This is a genomic window from Pseudomonas sp. 2,4-D (assembly GCF_030418155.1).
Taxonomy (GTDB): domain Bacteria; phylum Pseudomonadota; class Gammaproteobacteria; order Pseudomonadales; family Pseudomonadaceae; genus Aquipseudomonas; species Aquipseudomonas alloputida.
This window is the reverse complement of sequence record NZ_JAUHUI010000006.1, coordinates 41,511-62,376: the sequence shown is the minus strand read 5'-3', so window position 1 is coordinate 62,376 and position 20,866 is coordinate 41,511. Positions and strand designations below refer to the sequence as shown.

Below are 20,866 nucleotides of genomic sequence, written 5' to 3'. Positions count from 1 at the left end.
ACCGTAGGCTCCAGGCGCTTGCATTAGCTGCAATCGCCCCGCTCGGGATGGCGCGGTTGCCTGGCGCACATCACCTGAACCTCGGCGCCACGGGCCCTGGCCAGCAGCTCCTCGGTGTCATCGCCACCGGGCAAGGCAAGCAACAGGTCAGGGCGGCTGTCATTGAGCATGAACAGGTTGCGCAAGCGTTCGGCCTGCTTGCCGTGCAGCTGCCAGTTTGGCGGGTAACGCACCAGATCGGCGCCATGCTCGCGCGCCCAGCTTTCGATTTCCCCTCCAAGGAACTGGCTGCCACCGTGGATCAACACCCGGATCGGCCGCTGGCGCTGGACGTCGTCCAAGGCCTGGCGGCAACGCAGGGTGTCGGCGTAGTTGCGTCCTGCACAAATCAGTACTCGCATGGTCTGCTCTCCTTGCATCGCTCAGAACCACTGGCCGAAACGGCGGATATAGAGGGTCTTCATGGCCTGGGCGACCACGCAGTAGCCCAGCAGGGTGGCGGCCAGCCAAGGGAAGTACTCCCACGGCAGCGGCACCAGGCCAACCATCGCGCCCACCGGGGAGAACGGGATGTAGATACCCAATGCCATGACCAGCCCCGTTGCCAATACCACCGGCAATGCGGCGGTGCTCTGGAAGAACGGTACCTTGCGAGTGCGCAGCATGTGCACTACCAGCGTCTGTGACAGCAAGCCCTCGATGAACCAGCCAGACTGGAACAGCGCCTGCATTTCGACGCTGTTGGCGGCGAACACGTACCACATCAGGGCGAACGTGGTGATGTCGAAGATCGACGACGTAGGACCTATCCACAACATGAAGCGGCCGATGTTGCGGGCATCCCATTTGCGTGGCTTGCTGAGGAACGCCTTGTCCATGCGGTCCCAGGGCAGCGACAGCTGGGAAAAGTCATACATCAGGTTTTGCAGCAACAAGTGGATCGCCAGCATCGGCAGGAACGGAATGAACGCACTGGCCACCAGGACCGAGAACACGTTGCCGAAATTGGAACTGGCAGTCATGCACAGGTATTTCATGATGTTGCCGAAGGTTTCGCGGCCTTTGAGCACGCCCTCCTCGAGCACCATCAGGCTCTTTTCCAGCAAAATGATATCGGCCGATTCCTTGGCGATGTCGGTGCCGCTGTCCACCGAGATACCAACGTCAGCATCGCGCAGGGCGGCGGCGTCGTTGATGCCGTCGCCAAGGAAGCCCACGGTGTGACCATTGGCCTGCAGGGCCTTGAGCACCCGTGATTTCTGCAGCGGGGTGAGCTTGGCGAAGACGGTGCGCTCCTCCACCTGAAGCTTCAGGGTGGTGTCGTCCATGCCCTCGATGTCCTGGCCGAGCAAGGGCTGGCCTGGCGCCAGGCCCACTTCACGGCAGACCTTGGACGTGACCACCGGGTTGTCGCCGGTCAGTACCTTTACCTGCACGCCCATGTCGCGCAAGGCGGCGATGGCCGGGCCGGCGGTTTCCTTGGGCGGGTCGAGGAAGGTCAGCAAGCCCTGGATGACCAGATCGCGCTCATCTTCGGTGTGATACTGCGCCTTGCCTTCGGCCGCCGGGATCTCCCGGGTGGCAACCACCAGCACGCGGAAGCCGTCCTGGTTGAAGGCATCGACACTGGCCATCAACTGCTGGCGGCGGCACGGATCGAGGGCAAGGACCTTGTCGCCTTCCTGCACATGGGTGGCGATGGCGAGCATTTCCTCGACCGCCCCTTTGCTTACCAGCAGGTGGTCGCCCAAGGCATTCTTCACCACCACTGACAGGCGGCGGCGGATGAAGTCGAACGGCAGTTCGTCGACCTTTGCGTAGGCGGAAGGCGCCTGGAACTGGCGGTCCTGGCCGGCGAAATGCAGCACGGCCTGGTCCATCAGGTTGCGGATGCCGCTTTGGTGATGGCTGTTGAGCCAGGCCAGCTCGAGGATGTGCTTGTCGGTTTGGCCGTCGAAGCGCACATGGTGCTCGAGGATGATCCGGTCCTGGGTGAGCGTGCCGGTCTTGTCGGTGCACAGTACATCCATGGAGCCCAGGTTCTGGATGGCGTTCAGGCGTTTGACCACCACCTTGCGCCGAGCCATGGCCACGGCGCCCTTGGCCAGGTTGGCGCTGACGATCATCGGCAGCATTTCCGGGGTCAGGCCCACTGCCACGGCAAGCGCGAAGAGGAAGGCATCACCCCAGTCGCCTTTCACCACACCGTTGATCATGAACACCACCGGCACCATCACCAGCATGAAGCGGATCAGCAGGCTACTGACGCTGTTCACGCCGCGGTCAAAAGCGGTCTGGCTGCGCGAACCGGCAATGGCCTTGGCCAGCGAGCCAAAATAGGTGCGTCGGCCGGTCGCCACCACCACGGCGCGGGCGCGGCCACTGACCACATTGGTACCCATGAAGCAGATGTTCGGCAACTCGAGCAGGTTGTCCTGATGTGCGCCATGCTCGGCGGCCGACTTCTGCGCGACATTACCCAAGGTGTCGTACTTTTCGACCGGCAACGCTTCGCCGGTAAGCACGGCCTGGCTGATAAACAGGTCGCGCGCTTCGAGCAGGCGGATATCGGCGGGAATCATGTCACCTGCAGAAAGCTGCACGATGTCGCCGGCCACCAGTTCGTCCATGGGCACTTCGCGCAGGCGCGGGGCTTGCCCGATCTGCTCGCGGCGCAACACGGTGGCAGTAGTGCGCACCATTGCCTTGAGCGCGTCGGCAGCCTTGTTCGAGCGGTACTCCTGCCAGAAGCGCAGCAGGCTGCTGAGGCTTACCATGGTCATGATGATGATGACCTTGGTCAGGTCGGCGTCGTCTGCTTCTCCTGCACTGACCGGCAGCCAGTAGTCGGTGACGAAGCTGATCCCGGCCAGGGTCAGCAGTACATAGATGAACGGGTTGTTCAGGGCCTTGAGCAGCTGCACCAGGGCGTGGGGTTGCGGGTCGTGGGCAACCTGGTTGGCCCCATCGCGCGCCAGGCGCTTGGCGGCTTCGTGCTCGGTCAGGCCCTGTTCGCTGGCATCGAGGTTGGCGAGGGTGACCGCCAGGCCATTGCGCGCTTCACGGGCGGCGCGGGTGGACAGGCGGGTTTCGCGTTCGGCCTTGGCCGATGAGGTGTTACGGTGTTTGACAGTCATGTTGCTGTGCTCCTGCCGCTGCGGCGGCACGACACACAGACGTTTCACTCAGGCGGTGAACGAAGGCATGTCGGGTCGCTGAATAATGCTGGTTCTTTCCGACAGATGTCTGTCCGCTGCCGAGAGTCGGAAGTTGTTTCGGCAGCGAACTTTCTACTCGCGCAATCCATGGTTTGATTCCTTTTCATAAACACAGGGCAATAGTTATCCCGCGAACTTTTAACGTAAAAAGTTCGAGCACAAAGATACCGTTCAATATCTTTTATTCAGTGAGAAGTGCGGGTGCTCAAGCGTGCATGAAGACGCGCCAGCACCCCGCATCTACTTGGGGGTTCCTGGTGGTGGTCAAGGTAGCCGTGCAGACGCCGCGGCCAGACGCCGGTCTGCTGCGGCGCAAGGCACGCAGGCTGGCGATGTGAAACGAATGAAGTGAGGTTCATGAGCTTGCCTCCAACCGGCCAACACCGGCGGCGGCAAGTCACGGCGGAGCATCAGGCTCTGGCGCGGCTTGCCCGACCAGGGTGTCGGGACCGGTGTTCCGGTTCAAGTGCCTGACCAGGCCATTCGGCAAGGGTCAGGCAGCGACAAGATACTGTGTCCATTGAATTCTTCAGTGAAGGGAAAAAAGGCCCCGCGCTCGGGGCGGTCGAACTTTATTCAAGCGTAGTATCGAAGTCAACCCGTAAGGGGAACTTTAAATAAGTTTAACCTTATCTTAATGTTCCACGCAGGCGCAGCGCCTCAAACCTTGAACCGCCCCACCAACGCCGTCATCTCCCCCACCAGCCCCGACAACGCCTTGCTCGCCTCGCTGGTCTGCTGCGCACCCGCCGCGGAATGGTTGGACAGTTCGCGGATGTTCAGCAAGTTGCGGTCTACTTCTCGCGCCACCTGAGCCTGCTCTTCGGCCGCACTGGCAATGACCAGATTGCGCTCGTTTATTTCGCCGATCGCACTGTAAATGCCCTCCAGCACTTGCCCCGAGGCCAGGGTCACGTCCAGTGTCGACTGGGCGCGGTTGGTGCTGGCCTGCATGGATGCTACCGCAGCTTCGGTCCCCGCCTGCACGCTGCCGATCATCTGCTCGATTTCCTGGGTCGATTGTTGCGTGCGATAGGCCAGTGTGCGCACCTCATCCGCCACCACCGCAAAGCCGCGCCCAGCCTCACCGGCACGGGCCGCCTCGATGGCAGCATTGAGCGCCAGCAGGTTGGTTTGCTCGGACACCGAGCGGATCACTTCCAGCACCTTGCCGATGTCCCGCACCTGCCCCACCAACTGCTGCAGGTGCGCACTGCTGGTCTGGATCTCGCGGGTCATCGCTTCGGTGCCGTCGATGTTTTCGCTGACTTGCCGGCGGCTTTGCGCGGCCAGCTGGTTGGATTCACTGGTGGTTTGCGAGGTGGTGATCGCGTTGCGCGCAACCTCCTCCACTGCCGTGGTCATTTCGGTCACGGCGGTGGCGGCCTGCTCCAGCTCCTGCCCCTGCTGACGCAGGTTGTTGGCGCTTTCCTCGGTGACCGCGTTCAACGCCGAGGCGGCGGCGTCCAGCTGCCGGGCACAGTTGTTGATCTGCCCCAGAGTGTCGCGCTGGCTCTGCTGCATGCGCTGCAGCTCATGGAACAGTTGGCCGATCTCGTTGTTGCCCTGCCCTTGCACCGGCACACTCAGGTCGCCACTGGCAATGCGCTGGAAATGCCCGCCGGCTTCACGCAGGGGGTGCAACACACGCTGGGCAATGAACGCCCAGCACAGCACCGCCAGCACCACGGTCATGCCCAGCAGGCACAAGCTCAGCAATTGTGCCCGGGCCAGGCGCCGGTCGGACTCGAGCATGATTTGCTGGCCACGTTCGCTCAGTGTGGTCACCAGCTGCTGGCGCAGGGTTTGCAACCGCCCCATGGCATTACCGGCATCGCTGTTGACCTTGAAGTACTGCTCCAGCGAACGCTGGCGGGTCGCTTCGCGCTGCCCGGCCACCGCCTTGGCGTATTCGGCAAAGGTAGCCTGCAGCTCGGTTGCCAGCACGCGAAGGGCGGGTTCACGGGCGTTTTCGACAAATTCGTCGACCAGCGCCTGGCTCTTGTTGTTCAGCTCCACCGACAGCGCCATGCGCTTGCCTGCACTCTCGTCATGGCCACCCAACTGCTCGATAAAGCCCGAAGACACGTTGGCGCTGGAGCGAATTGCCATCAGCAACGCATTGTTCAACCGGTCCGACTGGTGCGCAGTCTGGTCCAGTTCAGTGATCTGCTGGTCGCTACCCACGGCAGCCCACCAGGCACTGGCAGTCGAAAACAGCAGGGTCAGGCTGAACAGCGACAACACCCAGAACATTCCGGTGCGAATTTTCAGGTTGGCAAGCATGCGGGCAGTACTCCTTGTTGGCACCACTTCTGATCGATGATTCGAGGGTGGGTGTGCTGCTATCGGAGGTACTGGCGCAGGCTTGAGGCGCCGCGATGCGGTTATGTGCGGTAACCGAACGGAATGCGTTGAGGCCAACCTCAACGCCTGAGGAAGTCCACTACCGCCTCGGCGAGCGCCAGCGGTTGATCCAGCATGATGAAGTGGAAGCTGCCATCTATACGCTTGAAGGTGACACCCCGCGCCCCGGCATAGGCCTTAACGAAGGTTGCGTCAACGCTGGCAGCGGGTATGCCATACATGGAGTCATAGGCATACACGACCTCCAGCGGTGCCTGGATATCGCCAAGTTCGGGGCGCAGGTCGGTGATCATCAGTTCATGGGTGGCGTCGGCTACTGCCTGGCGGTCCGAGCGCAGCGCCGCATCAACCAGTGCGGGCCTGACCGCTGCCGTCTTGGCCAACCGGTCGATGGCCACGCGCTGCATGGCCTCGGCCTGCACTGCCGGGGCCGCCAACATCGCGCTGCGCACTGTGCTAGCCTGCGCCGAAGCCGTTTCGGCAGTTGCCGTGGGATCGATCAGTAACGTGTAGAACGGCAGCGCATCGACAACCATCAGCCGCCCTACCCGCTCGGGGTGGCGTGCGCCAAGCATCAGCGCGACTTCACCGCCCAGCGAATGGCCAACGATGGCTGGCGCCTCTAGGTGCTGGCTGCGGATATAATCTGCAACAGCCTCGGCAACGGGAGCGGCCACGCGACCGTCTACAGAAGGCACGGCAGGCGAGCCGGCAAAACCTGCAACCTGCACCAGATGCAGGCGGTACTGCTGGCGCAGGGTAGTGGCGAGCCCCGCCCATACCTCACGTGATGAAGCCAGCCCAGGGATCAGGATAACGTCCGGCCCCGCGCCTTCGACCTGCACCGAAATGCGCTCACCAGGCGCTGGCACTGCCTGGCTCGGTGCTGCCAACGTGGAGGACAGCGACAAGCTGGCTCCTATTGCCGCAAGCAGGGTTAGTACGCGCATGTGTGCCACTCCTTTGACTTCAATCGGTAAAAGCCCGCCACTATATAAGGCGCGCGACAAGGCGTGGGAAAACTATCGTATGCGACCCGGCGCGCTGCATCTGTGGTGGGGTGTGACGCCTAGGACCCGCTGTTCCTGAGTGGGCATTCAGGCTACCGCATTGCCAGGCAGGAACTGCTGCCTTGCTGAACATCCAAAAGGCCACGGGGTTCTTGAGGAGTAACCCTCTTACACAAATCCTGAGGCCAGCGCGATCACTGCGAGCTCGCCCGCGAACAAGGGCGAAGCCCCTGCCATCCCCTGTCGCGACAGAAGGCCGTGCCTACAGCCACCGCGCCTTGCCCACCACTTTCGCTGCGTCTGCCAGGCGTTGGGTCGCCCGTCGGATCTCATCCGCATCCAGCGATGCAAACCCCAGGCGCAAGGCATTCTCGGCATGACCAAACGGTGAAAACTGTCGCCCACTGCGCACCACCAGGTTCCGTTCCAGCGCTTTGTCGACCAACTGATCCACGTTGATCTCATCGGCAAACCTCACCCACAGCGCCAGGCCACCTTCTGGCGCCTGCACGCTGATCTGTTCGCCGAACCCATCGCGCAAGCATCCCAACAAGGTCTCGCGCCGGCGCCGGTACTCGCGGTTGACACGGCGCAGGTGCTTCTTCAGTTCGCCATCATTGATCAGGTCCGCCAACATCTGCTGCATGACTGCATCGCCCTGCCCCAGGGTCAGCATCGCCCTGCGTTCCAGCACGGTTGTCACTTCCACCGGTGCCACGATATAGCTGCAACGGAACGTGCTGCCCAAAGGCTTGGACAGTGAGCCAATGTAAATCACGTGCCGCTGCTGGCGGTCGCTGGCCAACGGCAGATAGGGCCGCCCGGCAAAGTGGTATTCGTAGTCGTAATCTTCTTCGACCACGCAAAAGGCATGCTGGCGCGCCAGCTCCAGCAGCTGTTGCCTGCGCCCGGCTGGCAGGCTGACCGTGGTCGGGAACTGGTGATGGGGCGTTATGTACATCATCCGCACCTTGTGCTGCCGGCACAGGGCATCTAGCTGATCGACCCGGCAGCCCTCATGGTCCAGCTCCACGGTCACCAGGCGGGCACCCAGCTGACGGAAGATCTCCCAGGCAGGGGGGTAACTCAGGCGCTCGACCAGCACAACGTCACCCGGCTTGAGCAACACACTGGCCACGAGGGACAGCGACATCTGCACCCCCTGGGTCAGGCAGATATGCTCGGCGCCAACGTTCAGGCTGCGATTGTGCCGCAGCATGTCAGCCAGGGCGCTGCGCAGATTGCGGCTGCTGCACTCGCTGCCGTGGCGCACGCTGTTGCTGCTGAAGCTGCTGCGCAAGGCATTGCGGTAATAGCGGTGCAGCACAGCCTGCGGTAGCAGGCGGTGGTCACAGGCGCCGTTGTCGAAGAACAAGGCCCCTGGCCGCCCTTGCTGGGCTACAGCCTGTTCGTTCGCCTTGAAGTAGGCAACGGCAGGTTCCTCTGGCAGCGCCAGGGCAAAAGGCCGCACGGCACCGGAAACGGCCGCTGTGCCAGGCGCCAGCTGCTGGCTGACAAAGGTGCCCCGGCGTTGCACGCTTTGCAGCCAGCCTTTGGTTTCGGCTTCCTCATAAGCGAGGATCACGGTCTTGCGATTGACGTTCAGCAGTTGCGCCATCTCCCGCGTGCCCGGCAACGGCGTGCCAGGGCGCAGGCGACCCTCGCTGATTGCGGCCACCAGCCCTTCGACGATCTGCCGGTACGAAGCCTGTGCCCCATCGAGCTTGAGCAGTGGCTGCCATTTACGAAGCTGGACCATATGAAATATCCAAAACTGGAGGTTCTGCTGGTCCTGGACTATAGCAACAATCGAACCTCCATTTGCCCCGAGGTGCTCATGCAAAGCCGCCACGTCATTGAATTGTCGCCCTCGGGCAAAACCTTCGAAGCCAGCCAGGAGCTACTGCTCGATGCCATGCTCGCCAGCGGCCTGCCGGTACCCTTCTCCTGCCGCCGCGGCGCCTGCGGCTCGTGCAAGGTCAAGGTGGTGTCGGGGCAGCATCAGGACAAGCAGCGGGATGCGGACACACCGCCGCCTTCCTATCCCTTGGCCGCCGACGAGATGTTGCTGTGCCAGAGCCACGCCTGCAGCGACATGCGCCTGGAAATACCCGGCTGGTCACTGGACACCCCGGCACTGGCAACCCTCGCACAGGTTGTTGGCAAGCGCGCGCTGAGCACAGATATTGTCGAGCTGGTGCTGCAGCCTGCTCAGCCGCTGGATGTCCGGGCGGGCCAGTACATGCGGTTCCAGCTGGACAACGGCGACAGCCGCTGTTTCTCCATTGCCAACCTGCCTGCCCAGGAACAAGGGCAACTGGTGTTTCACATCCGCAAGGTCAGCGGCGGCCTGTTCACCGAAGGTTTGCTGCCCACCCTGCAAGCAGGTGCAACGGTAAAGCTCGAAGGCCCGCTGGGCGCCTGTACCTGGCAGCACGATGATCAACGCCCGCTGATACTTTTCGCCACCGGCACAGGTTACGCCGGCATCAAGCCGCTATTGCTGAGAGCCTTGGCCGGCGATGCCGACGTCACGCTGTACTGGGGCGGCTCATCGCCGGCGGATTTTTATGACCGCGAATTTCTCGATGTGTCCAGCCGTGTGCACCCACACTTTCGCTGGCAACCGGTGCTCTCGGCCCAGGCACGTATACAGCAGGTGGCGCTCAGCCAGACGCATCGCTGGGACGAAACCCAGGTCTATGCCTGTGGCAATGCCACGATGATCACCCAGGCCCGCGAACAATGCCTTGCGGCAGGCGTACAGCCCCATCGCTTTGTTGCCGAGGCCTTTGTCGCCAGCGGCGCACTGACAACGCAGGCTTCATCAGCCAGCACGCTGCACCCTGAGCTGGAAAAGGTCGGCCCACGATATTCGCTGGACGGCATGCTCGCTGCCCGCGAACAGTCGGTGCGGGCCGTGGCCGCCATTGCCAGCCAACTGCAGGTCGGCATGACCACCGCCCAGGCACTGGAGATGGCCGCGCATACCCTGCAGGCGATGGGCGCCTCACACACCTGGCACCCCACCTACATCCGTTTTGGCGACGATACCGTGCGTACGCCACGACAAGGCATTGACCTTCAACGCGCACTACGTACCACGGACATCGTCGTGGTCGACGTTGGCCCGGTATGGGATGGCTATGAGGGTGACTATGGCGATACGTTCGTGTTTGGCCAGCACGCTTTGCACCATGCCTGCGTGAAGGCACTGCATGAAGTGTTCGACGAGACCCGCCAGGCCTGGGGCCGCGGGTTGACCGGGCGTGAACTGTATGACTTCGCCGAGCGCAGTGCCCAGGCCAAAGGTTGGCAGCTGGAGCGCAACCTGGCCGGGCATCGCATCGCCGACTTCCCGCATGTGTTGTATAGCCAGGACAAGCTGGCCGAGGTGGAGATTGTCCCGAGTGAGGTGGTGTGGGTGCTGGAGATACAACTGTGCCACCCTACCGAACCTGTCGGGGCATTCTTCGAAGACATCCTGATTGGCGAAAGCAAGCCGGGCGCTGCCACGGCAGTTTGATGCCGCCAATCAAAGCGCAAGCTGTGTACCTCGGTTTAGCGCCTCAAGGCTCGGCCCTTGAACCCGTAACAGGTTAAAGTTGGCAACAGAAGGACAACCGACAAGGACGATTACCATGCAAGTACGCACGCTCACCCCTGACGACCTCCCCCAGGCCTGCGCCTTGTGCATGGATGCCTTCATGCAGGCAGTCGCACCCACGCTGTCGGCGCAAGGTATCGAGACCTTTACCCAGGTGTCAGCACCCCAGGCGTTTGCCGAGCGCATGCAAGGTGACAACCTCATTCTGGCCTGTTTTGTCGAAGGCGCTATCGCGGGGCTGATCGAGCTCAAGGAAGGTCGTCACGTTGCGATGCTGTTCATTGCACCAGGCCTGCAACGCCAGGGCATAGGCAAGCGCCTGATGAACGCCGCACTGAAGCATGCCAGCGCTGAGGTGGTGACGGTAAAGGCATCATTGTCTTCTGTACCCGCCTACCAACGCTACGGCTTCACCCTGGCAGGCGACGTGGGCGAGTTTGCCGGGCTGGTGTATCAGCCGATGGAAAAGCGCCTGCCGGAGCAGTCGGCGTAGGAGCACGCTCATGAGACGTCCCTCGCCGCCTGAGGACTGAACGGGCTCATGCTGCGTGAAAGCTTCTCGGCGATGAGCGCGACGGTTTGACAAATGTCAGCGTCGAGCCTGTGCCAGTGTTCTGTCGCGAAAGCCTTACAGTGAAGGTAGTGCCGCCCTGCCGTGTAGACACGACAGACACGCATCCCGCATGGGCCTTCGCTATCTGGCTCACGATAAAGAGACCCAGGCCAATGCTGGTAGCACCCGCAAGTTGCTGCTCGCCTCGTACCAACGGCTCGAACATGTGTTCCAGCAGGTCAAGGGGAACAGGCGGGCCGCTGTTGTGCACCGTCAGGGTGGCTGTCGTGTCCTCGACACAGGATGTCACGTCAACCGATGTGCGAGGATCGCCGTAGGCAACCGCATTGGCCACCAGGTTACCGATCATCTGGTACAGGCGGTCGGTATCGAACCAGACACTGCGCCCGCCGCTATGCTGATAATTGAATTGACGGCCTGGGAATGTCAGCCGCAACTCGTCCAGGCACCCCTCCACGGCATGCGGCAGGTCAGCCTCCTTGGACTCGATGGTGATACCGCGCCCGGCCTGGATGAGCGTGAAGTCCAGCAAGGCCGCCACCAACCGCTGCGCGCGCGTCACGGAGTGGCTGATCACTCTGAGCAACCTGGGGCTATCGGCCGCATGTGAGCGTCTCCCCAACAGGTCGGCAGCCATGCCGATCGCGTGCAACGGCGTACGCAGGTCATGGCTGACGATCGCCAGCATTTGCGCCTCCAGTAAGGATTGCGAAGGCTCCGGGCGCCGCAACACGCAGGGACTGCTGCGAGACAGCAAGGCGCGCTGTGCCTGGAGATTTTTGGCCAGGCAACGCTCTGCCAAGAGACGCGCGCACAGAAGATCATGCTCATAACGCGAACCTTCAAGGTTGAAAACGGTCAGCTCATGAACGATACCGTTCAAACGTGGGCAGGCAATGGCATTGGACATCAGCGGCAGAGTGAAGCCCAGACGGTGTACGAAATCGAACTTGACGCTCGCCACCGCCCCCAACTGCCCAATCAATGGCTGCCAGTACAGCTGATGAAGGGTGTTGGCTTCCCTCGTAAGCAGTTGCTGAAAACGCATGCCAACCAAGGCTTCGTGCCTGTAGCCCAGCATTCGACATAACGCCGCATTGGCGCTGGCGATCTGCCCGTTCTGCGATGTCAGCAGCAACCCGAAACCGGAAGTGTCCTCACGTATATGTGACGCAACATCCGTGCAGGCGCATACGGATGTTGCGGCAGAATTAAAAAACGCGTTCAAGGTAAAGTCTCCTGCGTGCGAGTGTTGCCACCCTTGCCGGGTCGACCGGGGTAAAAGCACCGTGCGACATGACAAGCGGCGCCGATTCAGAATGGGCGCAAGGCGGCGGCGGGTCTGTTCGCTAACGCACAGACGCTGCTCGGGCGCCCCCGCAGACTGAACGCTGAAAGGCCAGATCAGCAACCCGACCTACCATGGACAGTCCTTGGCTTCTTGCGCGCAGCTACATTCGACGCCTGTACGCACTTGCGGGGCGCTGGCGCTCGCCCCGACATACCTTCACCTATGAAAGCCTGCTGCGCTCGGAGCTGTACAACGCCGACCAGATGGCCGAGCACGGCCTACGGCTGGCCCAGCAGCACCGCTTGAGCGAGCTGCCAGCCAACGACGCCCTGCTTGAACGCCTGGCCGACAACGAACGGATGCTGTCGACCAGTTGCACCGCCCTCGCAGGCGCCCTGCCCAGCTCCCGCCCCGCGTTACCCGCCGCGCAGTGGTTGCTCGACAACTTTTATCTGGTCGAAACACACATCCGCATTGCCAAACACGACCTGCCAGCCAACTACAGCCTGCAGCTGCCGCAGTTGGACAATGGCCCCTCGACCGGTCTGCCGCGTGTCTACGACATTGCCCTGGAGACGATTTGCCACGGTGACGGGCGGATCGATGCCGAAAGCTTCAGCCGTTTCGTCGAGGCCTATCAGCAGGCCAGCACCCTGACCCTGGGTGAGCTCTGGGCTATCCCGATCATGCTGCGCCTGGCCCTGATAGAAAACCTGCGCCGAGTCGCGGCGCGGGTCATGGCCAACTGGGCTGACCGAGACCTGGCCAATGTCTGGGCCGACCGGCTTGGCGAAACCGCCGAGCGCGACGCCAAGAGCGTGGTGCTGGTGGTCGCCGACATGGCCCGCTCGCAACCGCCGATGACGGCCGCCTTCGTCGCCGAGCTGGCCAGGCGGCTGCAGGGGCACAGTGTTTCGCTGTCCCAGCCGCTGCTTTGGGTGGAGCAGATGCTCAGCGAGTCGGCGCACAGCATCGAGCATCATGTCCAGCTCGATGCCCAACAGCAGGCCATCGACCAGGTGTCCATCAGCAACAGCATCGGCAGTCTGCGCCTGCTGTCGACCATCGACTGGAAGTTGTTCGTCGAGCAACTTAGTCATGTCGAACAGATACTGCGCCGCGACCCGGCCGCCATCTATCCAGCCATGGATTTCTCCAGCCGTGACCATTACCGGCACAGCGTCGAGCGCCTGGCGCGTCACAGCACATTCAGCGAGTCCGCGGTGGCGAGCACAGCCATCGAATTGGCCCTGGCAGCAGGCGCCGCCCCAGGTGAACCGGCTGAGCACGTGGGCTTTTACCTGGCGGGTGCCGGCCTGCCGTTGCTGGAGCAGCGACTAACCGCGCGGGTGCCGATGGCCGAGCGCTGGCAACGCCTGCTGCACCGGGCGCCACTGACGTTCTATCTGGTGCCTGTGACACTGCTTTCCTGCCTGCTGGCGTGGGGCTTCATACGCGCCATTGGCCTGGCGGGGTGGCCCTTCGCGGTGCTGGTCACCATGGCCCTGCCGGTTCTGCTGTGCACCAGCCGTCTGGTCATCGGTCTGGTGAACTGGCTGGTGACCTTGACCGTCAAGCCCTCCTTTCTGCCGCGGATGGACTACACGACCGGTATTCCCGCAGACGCCCGCACGCTGGTGGTGGTGCCTACTCTGCTGGCCAATGCCGGCGATGTCGAAGAGCTGGTCGAAGGGCTGGAAGTACGCTTCTTGGCCAACCGTGACGACCACCTGCACTTCGCTCTGCTCAGCGACTTCATGGATGCCCGTGAACAGAGCCAGCCCAATGACGAGGCGCTGCTCGACCTGGCCAGCGAAGGCATCCGAGGCCTCAACCATAAGTACCCAAGCCTGGGCGGCGCGCGCTTTTTCCTGTTTCACCGGCCACGCGTATGGAACGCCGCCGAGCGCTGCTGGATGGGCCGCGAGCGCAAGCGCGGCAAGCTCGCCGAGCTGAACATGGTGTTGCGCGGCCACGGCCACGCGTGCTTCATGCGTATCATCGGCGACCTGCAAACACTCGGCCACGTGCGCTATGTCATCACCCTGGACACCGACACCCAATTGCCTCGCGGTGCCGCCCAGCAGTTCATCGGCGCCATGCAGCACCCACTGAACCGTCCACGGTTCGACGCGCACACAGGGCGCATCCATGCAGGCTACGCGATCCTTCAACCGCGGGTGGGCATCAGCCTGCCCAGCGTCTCGCGCTCGCGCTATGCACGCCTGTTTGGCAGCGACGCGGGTGTAGACCCCTATACGCGGGCGGTTTCGGACGTTTATCAGGACCTGTTTCTCAGCGGTTCCTTCATTGGCAAAGGTATCTATGCGGTGGACGCCTTCGAGCAGGCACTGGAGGGCCGTTTTGCCGACAACCGTGTACTCAGCCATGACCTGATCGAAGGTTGCTACGCGCACTCGGGCCTGCTCAGCGATGTGCAATTGTTCGAAACCTACCCGTCCCGCTACAGCGCTGACAGCAAACGCCGACACCGCTGGATACGCGGCGACTGGCAACTGCTGCCATGGCTGGTGCCCTGGCTGCACACCGGCACCCAAGGCCAGGTGCAAAGCCCACTCAGCGCTTTGTCGCGCTGGAAGATCTTCGACAACCTGCGCCGCAGCCTGGAGCCGGCCGCGCTGCTGGCACTGCTGCTGTGGGGCTGGCTGGCCAGTACCACGCCGCTCGCCTGGACGCTCGCCCTGCTGGCCTTGCTGATGACGCGCCCCTTGCTGGATTCGCTGCTTGAAGTACTGGGCAAGACCACCGATGTACCTCTGTCAGAACACCTTCTGGCAGCTTTGCGCACCTCGGGTAAACACTTTGTACGTGCCGGCCTGTCGCTGGCCTGGTTACCCTTCGAGACCTGCTACAGCCTGGATGCCATCCTCCGCACCTTGTGGCGTCTGGCGGTCAGCAAACAACGCCTGCTGCAATGGAACCCCTCGCGCGAGGACGAGCGCAACAGTGCAGATACCCTGAAAGCGGTGTATCGCGAACAATGGGGGCAAGCGACCCTGGTGGCGGTGCTGATCGGAGCCTTGGCGATGCAGCCGATGGTACTGCTGATTGCCTCGCCGGTGCTTGCCCTGTGGCTGCTCGGCCCGGCGCTGGCCTGGTGGCTTGGCCGCTCGAGTGGCCGCGCTGCATTCATGCCCGGTGCAGAGGACCTGGCCTTCCTGCATCGGCTTGCCCGCGCCAACTGGGCCTTCTTCGACAGCTACGTCGGCCCTGCCGACAACTGGCTGCCACCCGACAACATCCAGGCGCCACCCTTCGCCAGCATCGCTCACCGCACCTCACCGACCAACATGGGCATGGCCCTGCTCTCGCACCTGGCGGCCCACGACTTCGGCTACCTCAGTGCTGGCCGCTTGTTCGAGCGCCTGGCCTGCATGTTCGACAGCATGGGCCGCCTGGAGCGTTTCAAAGGGCACTTCTACAACTGGTACGACACCCAGACCCTCAAGCCGCTGTCACCGCTCTATGTCTCGAGCGTAGACAGCGGCAACCTGGCCGCCCTGCTGTTGACACTCAGGCCCGGCCTGCTGGAAATGGCCGACACGCCCCAGACAGACCGGCGCGTTACCCAGGGGTTGCTTGACACCTTCGATACGCTGCTGGACGCCTATACCCGCACAAACGCTGACGCCCAGCCGATCAAGGCCTTGCGCGAACAGGTATGGCACGCTCATGGACAGGTGGGCAACGTGCCCGCCACGCTGCTGCCGAGGCTGGCCGAACAGTTGCAGGCGCTGATCACACAGCCAGCGGCCTTTGCGCAGGAGGCAGAAGCTGCTGAAGACCGGGCGTTCTGGCTGAATGCCCTGCATGCGCAATGTGTGGACCTGAGTTGCGAACTGCAGCGGCTGCAATTGCCCCCGGGCAACGATCAAGCCCCCCAAGGGCTGCTGACCTGGCGCCAGCTTGCAGAGCTCGACGCAGACCAGTGGCCTCCCCCCGAGCGCCCGGCGGTGGCCAACGTCAAGGCGGTTGCCCGCCAGCGCATCGCCCAGGCACACGCCCTTGCCAGCCGTATTGAAGCGTTGGCCAGCATGGACTTCAGCCTCCTGTACGACAGCCAACGCGACCTGTTCGCCATCGGCTACAACGCCGACGAACAACGCCTGGACGCCGCGTTCTACGACCTGCTGGCTTCGGAGATGCGTCTAACCAACTTCGTCGTCATCGCCCAGGGCCAGGTGCCTCAGGACAGCTGGTTCGCCCTCGGCCGGCTGCTCACCAGCAATGCAGGCGTCCCCGTGTTGCTGTCCTGGTCCGGTTCGATGTTCGAGTACTTGATGCCGCTGCTGGTGATGCCGAACTATGAGGGCACGCTACTCGACCAGACCTGCCATGCCGCCGTCAAACGGCAGATCGAACATGGCAGGCTGTCGGGCCTGCCCTGGGGGGTCTCGGAATCGGCCTACAATGCGCTGGACGCCCATTTCAATTACCAGTACCGGGCGTTCGGCGTACCGGGGCTTGGCCTTAAACGTGGCTTGGGTGAAGAGCGGGTGGTCGCGCCCTATGCCAGCGCACTGGCCCTGATGGTGGAGCCCGCTGCCGCCTGCCACAACCTGCAGCGGCTGGCCACGCTAGGCCTGGCTGGCCGCTTCGGACTCTACGAGGCCGTGGACTACAGCGAGGCACGCCTGCCCCCCGGGCAGGACGCCGTCGTGATCCGCTCCTTCATGGCCCACCATCAGGGCATGAGTTTCCTGGCCCTGACTGCTTTGTTGCTGAACAAGCCCATGCAACGGCGTTTCGCCTCCGACCCGCAGTTCCAGGCCAGCATGCTGCTGTTGCAGGAGCGCGTACCGAAAACCGCCGCGCCGTACCTGCATACCCTCCAGACCCCGGCCGAGGATGCCGCAGAGCGCGCCCCCGAAGCACGGCTGCGGGTGTTCAGCGAGCCAAACCGCGCCCATCCGGCCGTGCAACTGCTGTCCAACGGCCGTTACCACGTCATGGTCAACCACGTGGGCAGTGGCTACAGCCAGCGCAGCACGCTGGCGGTGACCCGCTGGCGCGAAGACGCCAGCCGCGACGACCTGGGCAACTTCTGCTACCTGCGCGATGTCGCCAGCGGCGCCTACTGGTCCACCACCTACCAGCCGACACGACACCGCACAAAACTCCAGGAAGCGATTTTCAGCGACGGCCGCGCGGAGTTTCGCGTGCGTGAGCGCGACTTCGACTGCCACACCGAAATTGCCGTGTCGCCGGAAGACGACATCGAACTGCGACGTCTGCATCTGACCAACCACGGCGACCAGCCCCGCACCCTGGAGCTGACCAGCTACGCCGAAGTGGTGTTGGCACCAGCCTTGAGCGATGCCCTGCACCCGGCTTTCAGCAAGCTGTTCATCCAGACCGAACTGATCCGCCCGCTGCAAGCCATTCTCTGCACGCGGCGTCCGCGCTCGCAGCAGGACGCCGTGCCGTGGATGTGCCACGTGCTCGCGGTGCACGGGGCCGATATCGAGGCGCTGTCCTACGAAACCGATCGGGCCCGCTTCATCGGGCGAGGGCGCACTCTGGCGAGGCCGGCGGCCATGGACCGTGACAACGCGGTGTTGTCCGATAGCGCAGGGGCTGTGCTGGACCCGATCGTGGCCATCCGCTGCCGCATCACCCTGATGCCCGGCCATGCGGCCACGGTTGACCTGGTCACAGGCGTCGCCGAAAGCCGGGATGCCTGCCTGCAGCTGATCGGCAAGTACCGCGACCGGCACTTGGCCGATCGGGTGTTCGACCTCGCCTGGCCGCACAGTCAGGTGCTGCTGCACCAGCTCAACGGCTCGCTGGCCGACGCCCGGCTGTTCGAACAGATGGCCGCCTCGGTGCTCTATCCCAACGCCAGCCTGCGGCCCAACGCAGCGCTGCTGGCCAGCAACCGGCGCAACCAGTCCGGCCTGTGGGGCCAAGGTTTGTCAGGCGACCTGCCGATCGTGCTGGTACAGATCGGCGACCCGGCCAACATTCATCTGGTCAAGCAGATGGTGCTCGCCCATGCCTACTGGCGCCAGAAAGGACTGGCGCTCGACCTGCTGATCTGGAACGAAGACCAGGCCGGTTACCGCCAGCAATTGCAGGAGCTGATCATGGGGATCGTCGTCTCCGGCAGCGAAGCGGCCCTGCTCGACCGCCCCGGCGGCATTTTTGTACGGCCCGCGCAGCAACTGTCTGCCGAGGACCGGCTATTGACCTTGTCGGTAGCGCGGCTGGTACTCAACGACAATCTCGGCACGCTGGAGGAGCAACTGCACCTGCGTCGCCAGCCAGCGGTGCCTCCGGCTCCTCAGGACAAACCGGCCAGCCGACGGCCGGCACCCGCCAGCCATTCACCGACCGAGCAACCCACGCAGATGCTGGGCAACCGCTATGGCGGGTTCAGCGCCGACGGCCGCGAGTACGTCATTGCGCAGTTACCCGGCTCACCGCCGCCGGCGCCGTGGGTCAACATCCTGGCCAACCCGTACTTCGGAAGCGTCGTCTCCGAGGCCGGCAGCGCTTACACCTGGTACGAGAACGCCCACGAGTACCGGTTGACGCCCTGGCACAACGACCCAGTTACCGACGCCAGTGGCGAAACCCTCTACTTACGCGACGAGGACAGCGGCGAGTACTGGTCACCGACTCCGCAGCCCTGCCCAGGCCCTGGCCGTTACTGCACCCGCCACGGCTTTGGCTACAGCGTGTTCGAATATGCTGAGCAGGACCTGCGCAGCGAGCTCTGGGTGCATGTGGCGCTGGATGCACCGGTGAAGTTCAGCCGGCTCAAACTGCACAACACTTCGACACGGGTACGCCGGTTGTCGGTGACCTGCTTCGTCGAGTGGGTGCTGGGCGACCTGCCTGGCAAAACCGCCATGCACGTGGTCAGTGAAACCGATCCTTTCAGTGGTGCGCTGTTTGCCCGAAACAGCTACGCAGTGGAATACTCCACGCAAGTGGCCTTTCTCGATTGCGACCTGCCGATACAGGGCCTGACCTGTGATCGCGGCGAATTCCTGGGGCGCAACGGCGATTGCCAGGCCCCCTTGGGCATGCGCCAGTCACGGCTGTCGGGGCGTATCGGCGGCGGTCTGGACCCATGCGCGGCACTGCAAGTGGCGCTGCAGCTGGAGCCTGGCGAAAGTCGGGAAGTGGTGTTCCGCCTGGGCGCCGCCCGGGACGCCCAAGCCGCCACCCGCTACGTCCAGCAATACCGGGGCGTGCAGACCGCATTGGGCGAGTTTGACAAGGTCAGCGCCTACTGGCGGCGGACACTGGATACCGTGCAGATCGAGACGCCAGAACCTGCACTGGATGTGCTGGCCAACGGCTGGTTGATGTACCAGGTGATCGCGTGTCGGTTCTGGGCACGCAGCGGCTTCTACCAGTCCGGCGGTGCCATCGGATTTCGCGACCAGTTGCAGGACAGTATGGCCATGGTCCATGCCGCTCCGGCGGCGGCGCGCCAACATCTGCTGGCGTGCGCTGCGCATCAGTATGCCGAAGGCGACGTGCAGCACTGGTGGCATCCACCACTGCAGCGCGGGGTGCGCACCCGCTGCTCGGACGACCTGCTATGGCTGCCGCTGGCAGCCAGCCGCTACGTAGAGACCACCGGGGACTACGCGGTGCTTGACGAGCCGGTCGGCTACCTGGAAGGGCGCCCGCTCAACGCCGGCGAAGAGTCCTACTACGACCTGCCTGGCCACTCGGCCCTGATCGAGAGTCTGTACCAGCATTGTCAGCGCGCCCTCGACCACGGTCTGCAGTGCGGGGCCCAAGGCCTGCCGTTGATGGGCAGCGGCGACTGGAACGACGGCATGAACCGGGTTGGCGAACAAGGGCAAGGCGAAAGCGTGTGGTTGGGCTTTTTTGGCTACGAGGTGCTGCGGGCATTTGGCAGCGTTGCCCTGCGCCAGGGCGACAGCGCCTTTGCGCTGCGCTGCACCATCCAGGCCGCCGCACTCGCCGAAAACCTGGAAGCGCACGCCTGGGACGGCGGCTGGTACCGCCGCGCCTGGTTTGACGATGGTCAAGTGTTGGGGTCGGCGAGCAATCAGGAATGCCGGATCGACTCAATCGCGCAAAGCTGGGCAGTGCTGTCGGGCGTCGCGTCGCCCGAGCGTGCGCGTCTGGCCATGGCCGCGGTGGACAGCCACCTGGTGCGCCGCGACATTGGCATCGTCAAACTGCTCGACCCGCCCTTCGATAAGGGCACCCTGGACCCTGGCTACATCAAGGGCTACCTGCCAGGGGTGCGGGAAAACGGCGGTCAGTACACCCATGCGGCGATCTGGGCAAGCATGGCCTATGCGCACCTGGGCGAGGCCGACAAGGCCTGGGAGCTGCTGCGTCTGATCAACCCGGTGCGCCAGAGCTGCAACGCGCTGATCGATACCTACAAGGTCGAACCCTATGTCATGGCCGCCGACGTCTATGCAGTTGCGCCCCACGCCGGGCGGGGTGGTTGGAGCTGGTACACCGGCTCTGCCGGCTGGATGTACAGGTTGATCGTAGAAAACCTGCTGGGGCTGCAACGCAGTGGCGACACCCTGCGCCTGCAGCCACTGTTGCCGGCAGGCTGGCCAGGTTATGTGCTGCATTACCGCTTTGGTAGCGCCCATTACCGGATCGAGGTACGCGACAGCGGCAGCGAGCTGATCCTGAGCCTGGACGGCGAGCAGCTCGCCGAAGCCAAGCTTCAGCTGAAGGACGACGGGCGCATGCACCACGTCATCGCCCAGTGTCGGGCTGCTCCATGCCTGCCTGCTGAACCGCTGGGCGCGCCATGACCGCGCA

Annotated in this window: 9 protein-coding genes; 3 read left to right on the top strand and 6 right to left on the bottom strand. The window is 63.4% G+C overall.

What is annotated here, in order from left to right; genetic code table 11:
• Positions 1–23: 23 nt before the first annotated feature.
• The 5 genes from QYE47_RS07010 to QYE47_RS06990 all read right to left on the bottom strand — a co-directional run bounded on the left by QYE47_RS07010 (position 24) and on the right by QYE47_RS06990 (position 8,354).
• Positions 24–401: a DUF2493 domain-containing protein gene (locus QYE47_RS07010; protein ID WP_070383820.1), complete on the bottom strand. Its 378-nt coding sequence runs from the start codon at positions 399–401 to the stop codon at positions 24–26.
• A 21-nt stretch (positions 402–422) separates the two neighbouring features.
• Positions 423–3,137, bottom strand: a complete 2,715-nt coding sequence (gene mgtA, locus QYE47_RS07005; RefSeq protein WP_014591410.1) for a magnesium-translocating P-type ATPase — start codon at positions 3,135–3,137, stop codon at positions 423–425.
• A gap of 741 nt (positions 3,138–3,878) precedes the next feature.
• Positions 3,879–5,504, bottom strand: a complete 1,626-nt coding sequence (locus QYE47_RS07000; RefSeq protein ID WP_004574224.1) for a methyl-accepting chemotaxis protein — start codon at positions 5,502–5,504, stop codon at positions 3,879–3,881.
• A gap of 140 nt (positions 5,505–5,644) precedes the next feature.
• Positions 5,645–6,535 carry an alpha/beta hydrolase gene (locus QYE47_RS06995; protein WP_070383819.1) on the bottom strand — a complete coding sequence of 297 codons (891 nt, stop codon included), beginning with the start codon at positions 6,533–6,535 and terminating at the stop codon, positions 5,645–5,647.
• 322 nt (positions 6,536–6,857) lie between these two features.
• Positions 6,858–8,354, bottom strand: a complete 1,497-nt coding sequence (locus QYE47_RS06990; protein WP_070383818.1) for a PLP-dependent aminotransferase family protein — start codon at positions 8,352–8,354, stop codon at positions 6,858–6,860.
• On the opposite strand from QYE47_RS06990, the gene QYE47_RS06985 reads away from it, so the two are divergent.
• On the top strand, positions 8,355–10,121 hold the full coding sequence (locus QYE47_RS06985) for an NAD(P)H dependent flavin oxidoreductase family protein (RefSeq protein WP_070383817.1): 1,767 nt from the start codon (positions 8,355–8,357) through the stop codon (positions 10,119–10,121). It begins immediately after the preceding gene.
• A 115-nt stretch (positions 10,122–10,236) separates the two neighbouring features.
• Positions 10,237–10,695, top strand: a complete 459-nt coding sequence (locus QYE47_RS06980) for a GNAT family N-acetyltransferase (protein WP_014591415.1) — start codon at positions 10,237–10,239, stop codon at positions 10,693–10,695.
• Positions 10,696–10,741: 46 nt separating this feature from the next.
• Here the strand turns inward: QYE47_RS06980 and QYE47_RS06975 are convergent, their stop codons facing one another.
• On the bottom strand, positions 10,742–12,004 hold the full coding sequence (locus QYE47_RS06975; protein WP_110159892.1) for a PAS domain-containing sensor histidine kinase: 1,263 nt from the start codon (positions 12,002–12,004) through the stop codon (positions 10,742–10,744).
• A gap of 194 nt (positions 12,005–12,198) precedes the next feature.
• Here QYE47_RS06975 and QYE47_RS06970 point away from each other — a divergent pair, with 194 nt between their 5' ends.
• Entirely contained in the window at positions 12,199–20,859 is an 8,661-nt protein-coding gene (locus QYE47_RS06970) for a glucoamylase family protein (RefSeq protein ID WP_070383816.1), read from the top strand.
• Positions 20,860–20,866: the final 7 nt, after the last annotated feature.

Coding starts and splice junctions, on each gene's coding strand:
- QYE47_RS06995 (WP_070383819.1), bottom strand. CDS start 6,535: ATGCGCGTACTAACCCTGCTTGCGGCAATAGGAGCCAGCTTGTCGCTG.
- mgtA (WP_014591410.1), bottom strand. CDS start 3,137: ATGACTGTCAAACACCGTAACACCTCATCGGCCAAGGCCGAACGCGAA.
- QYE47_RS06970 (WP_070383816.1), top strand. CDS start 12,199: ATGGACAGTCCTTGGCTTCTTGCGCGCAGCTACATTCGACGCCTGTAC.
- QYE47_RS06985 (WP_070383817.1), top strand. CDS start 8,355: ATGAAATATCCAAAACTGGAGGTTCTGCTGGTCCTGGACTATAGCAAC.
- QYE47_RS07000 (WP_004574224.1), bottom strand. CDS start 5,504: ATGCTTGCCAACCTGAAAATTCGCACCGGAATGTTCTGGGTGTTGTCG.
- QYE47_RS06990 (WP_070383818.1), bottom strand. CDS start 8,354: ATGGTCCAGCTTCGTAAATGGCAGCCACTGCTCAAGCTCGATGGGGCA.
- QYE47_RS06980 (WP_014591415.1), top strand. CDS start 10,237: ATGCAAGTACGCACGCTCACCCCTGACGACCTCCCCCAGGCCTGCGCC.
- QYE47_RS07010 (WP_070383820.1), bottom strand. CDS start 401: ATGCGAGTACTGATTTGTGCAGGACGCAACTACGCCGACACCCTGCGT.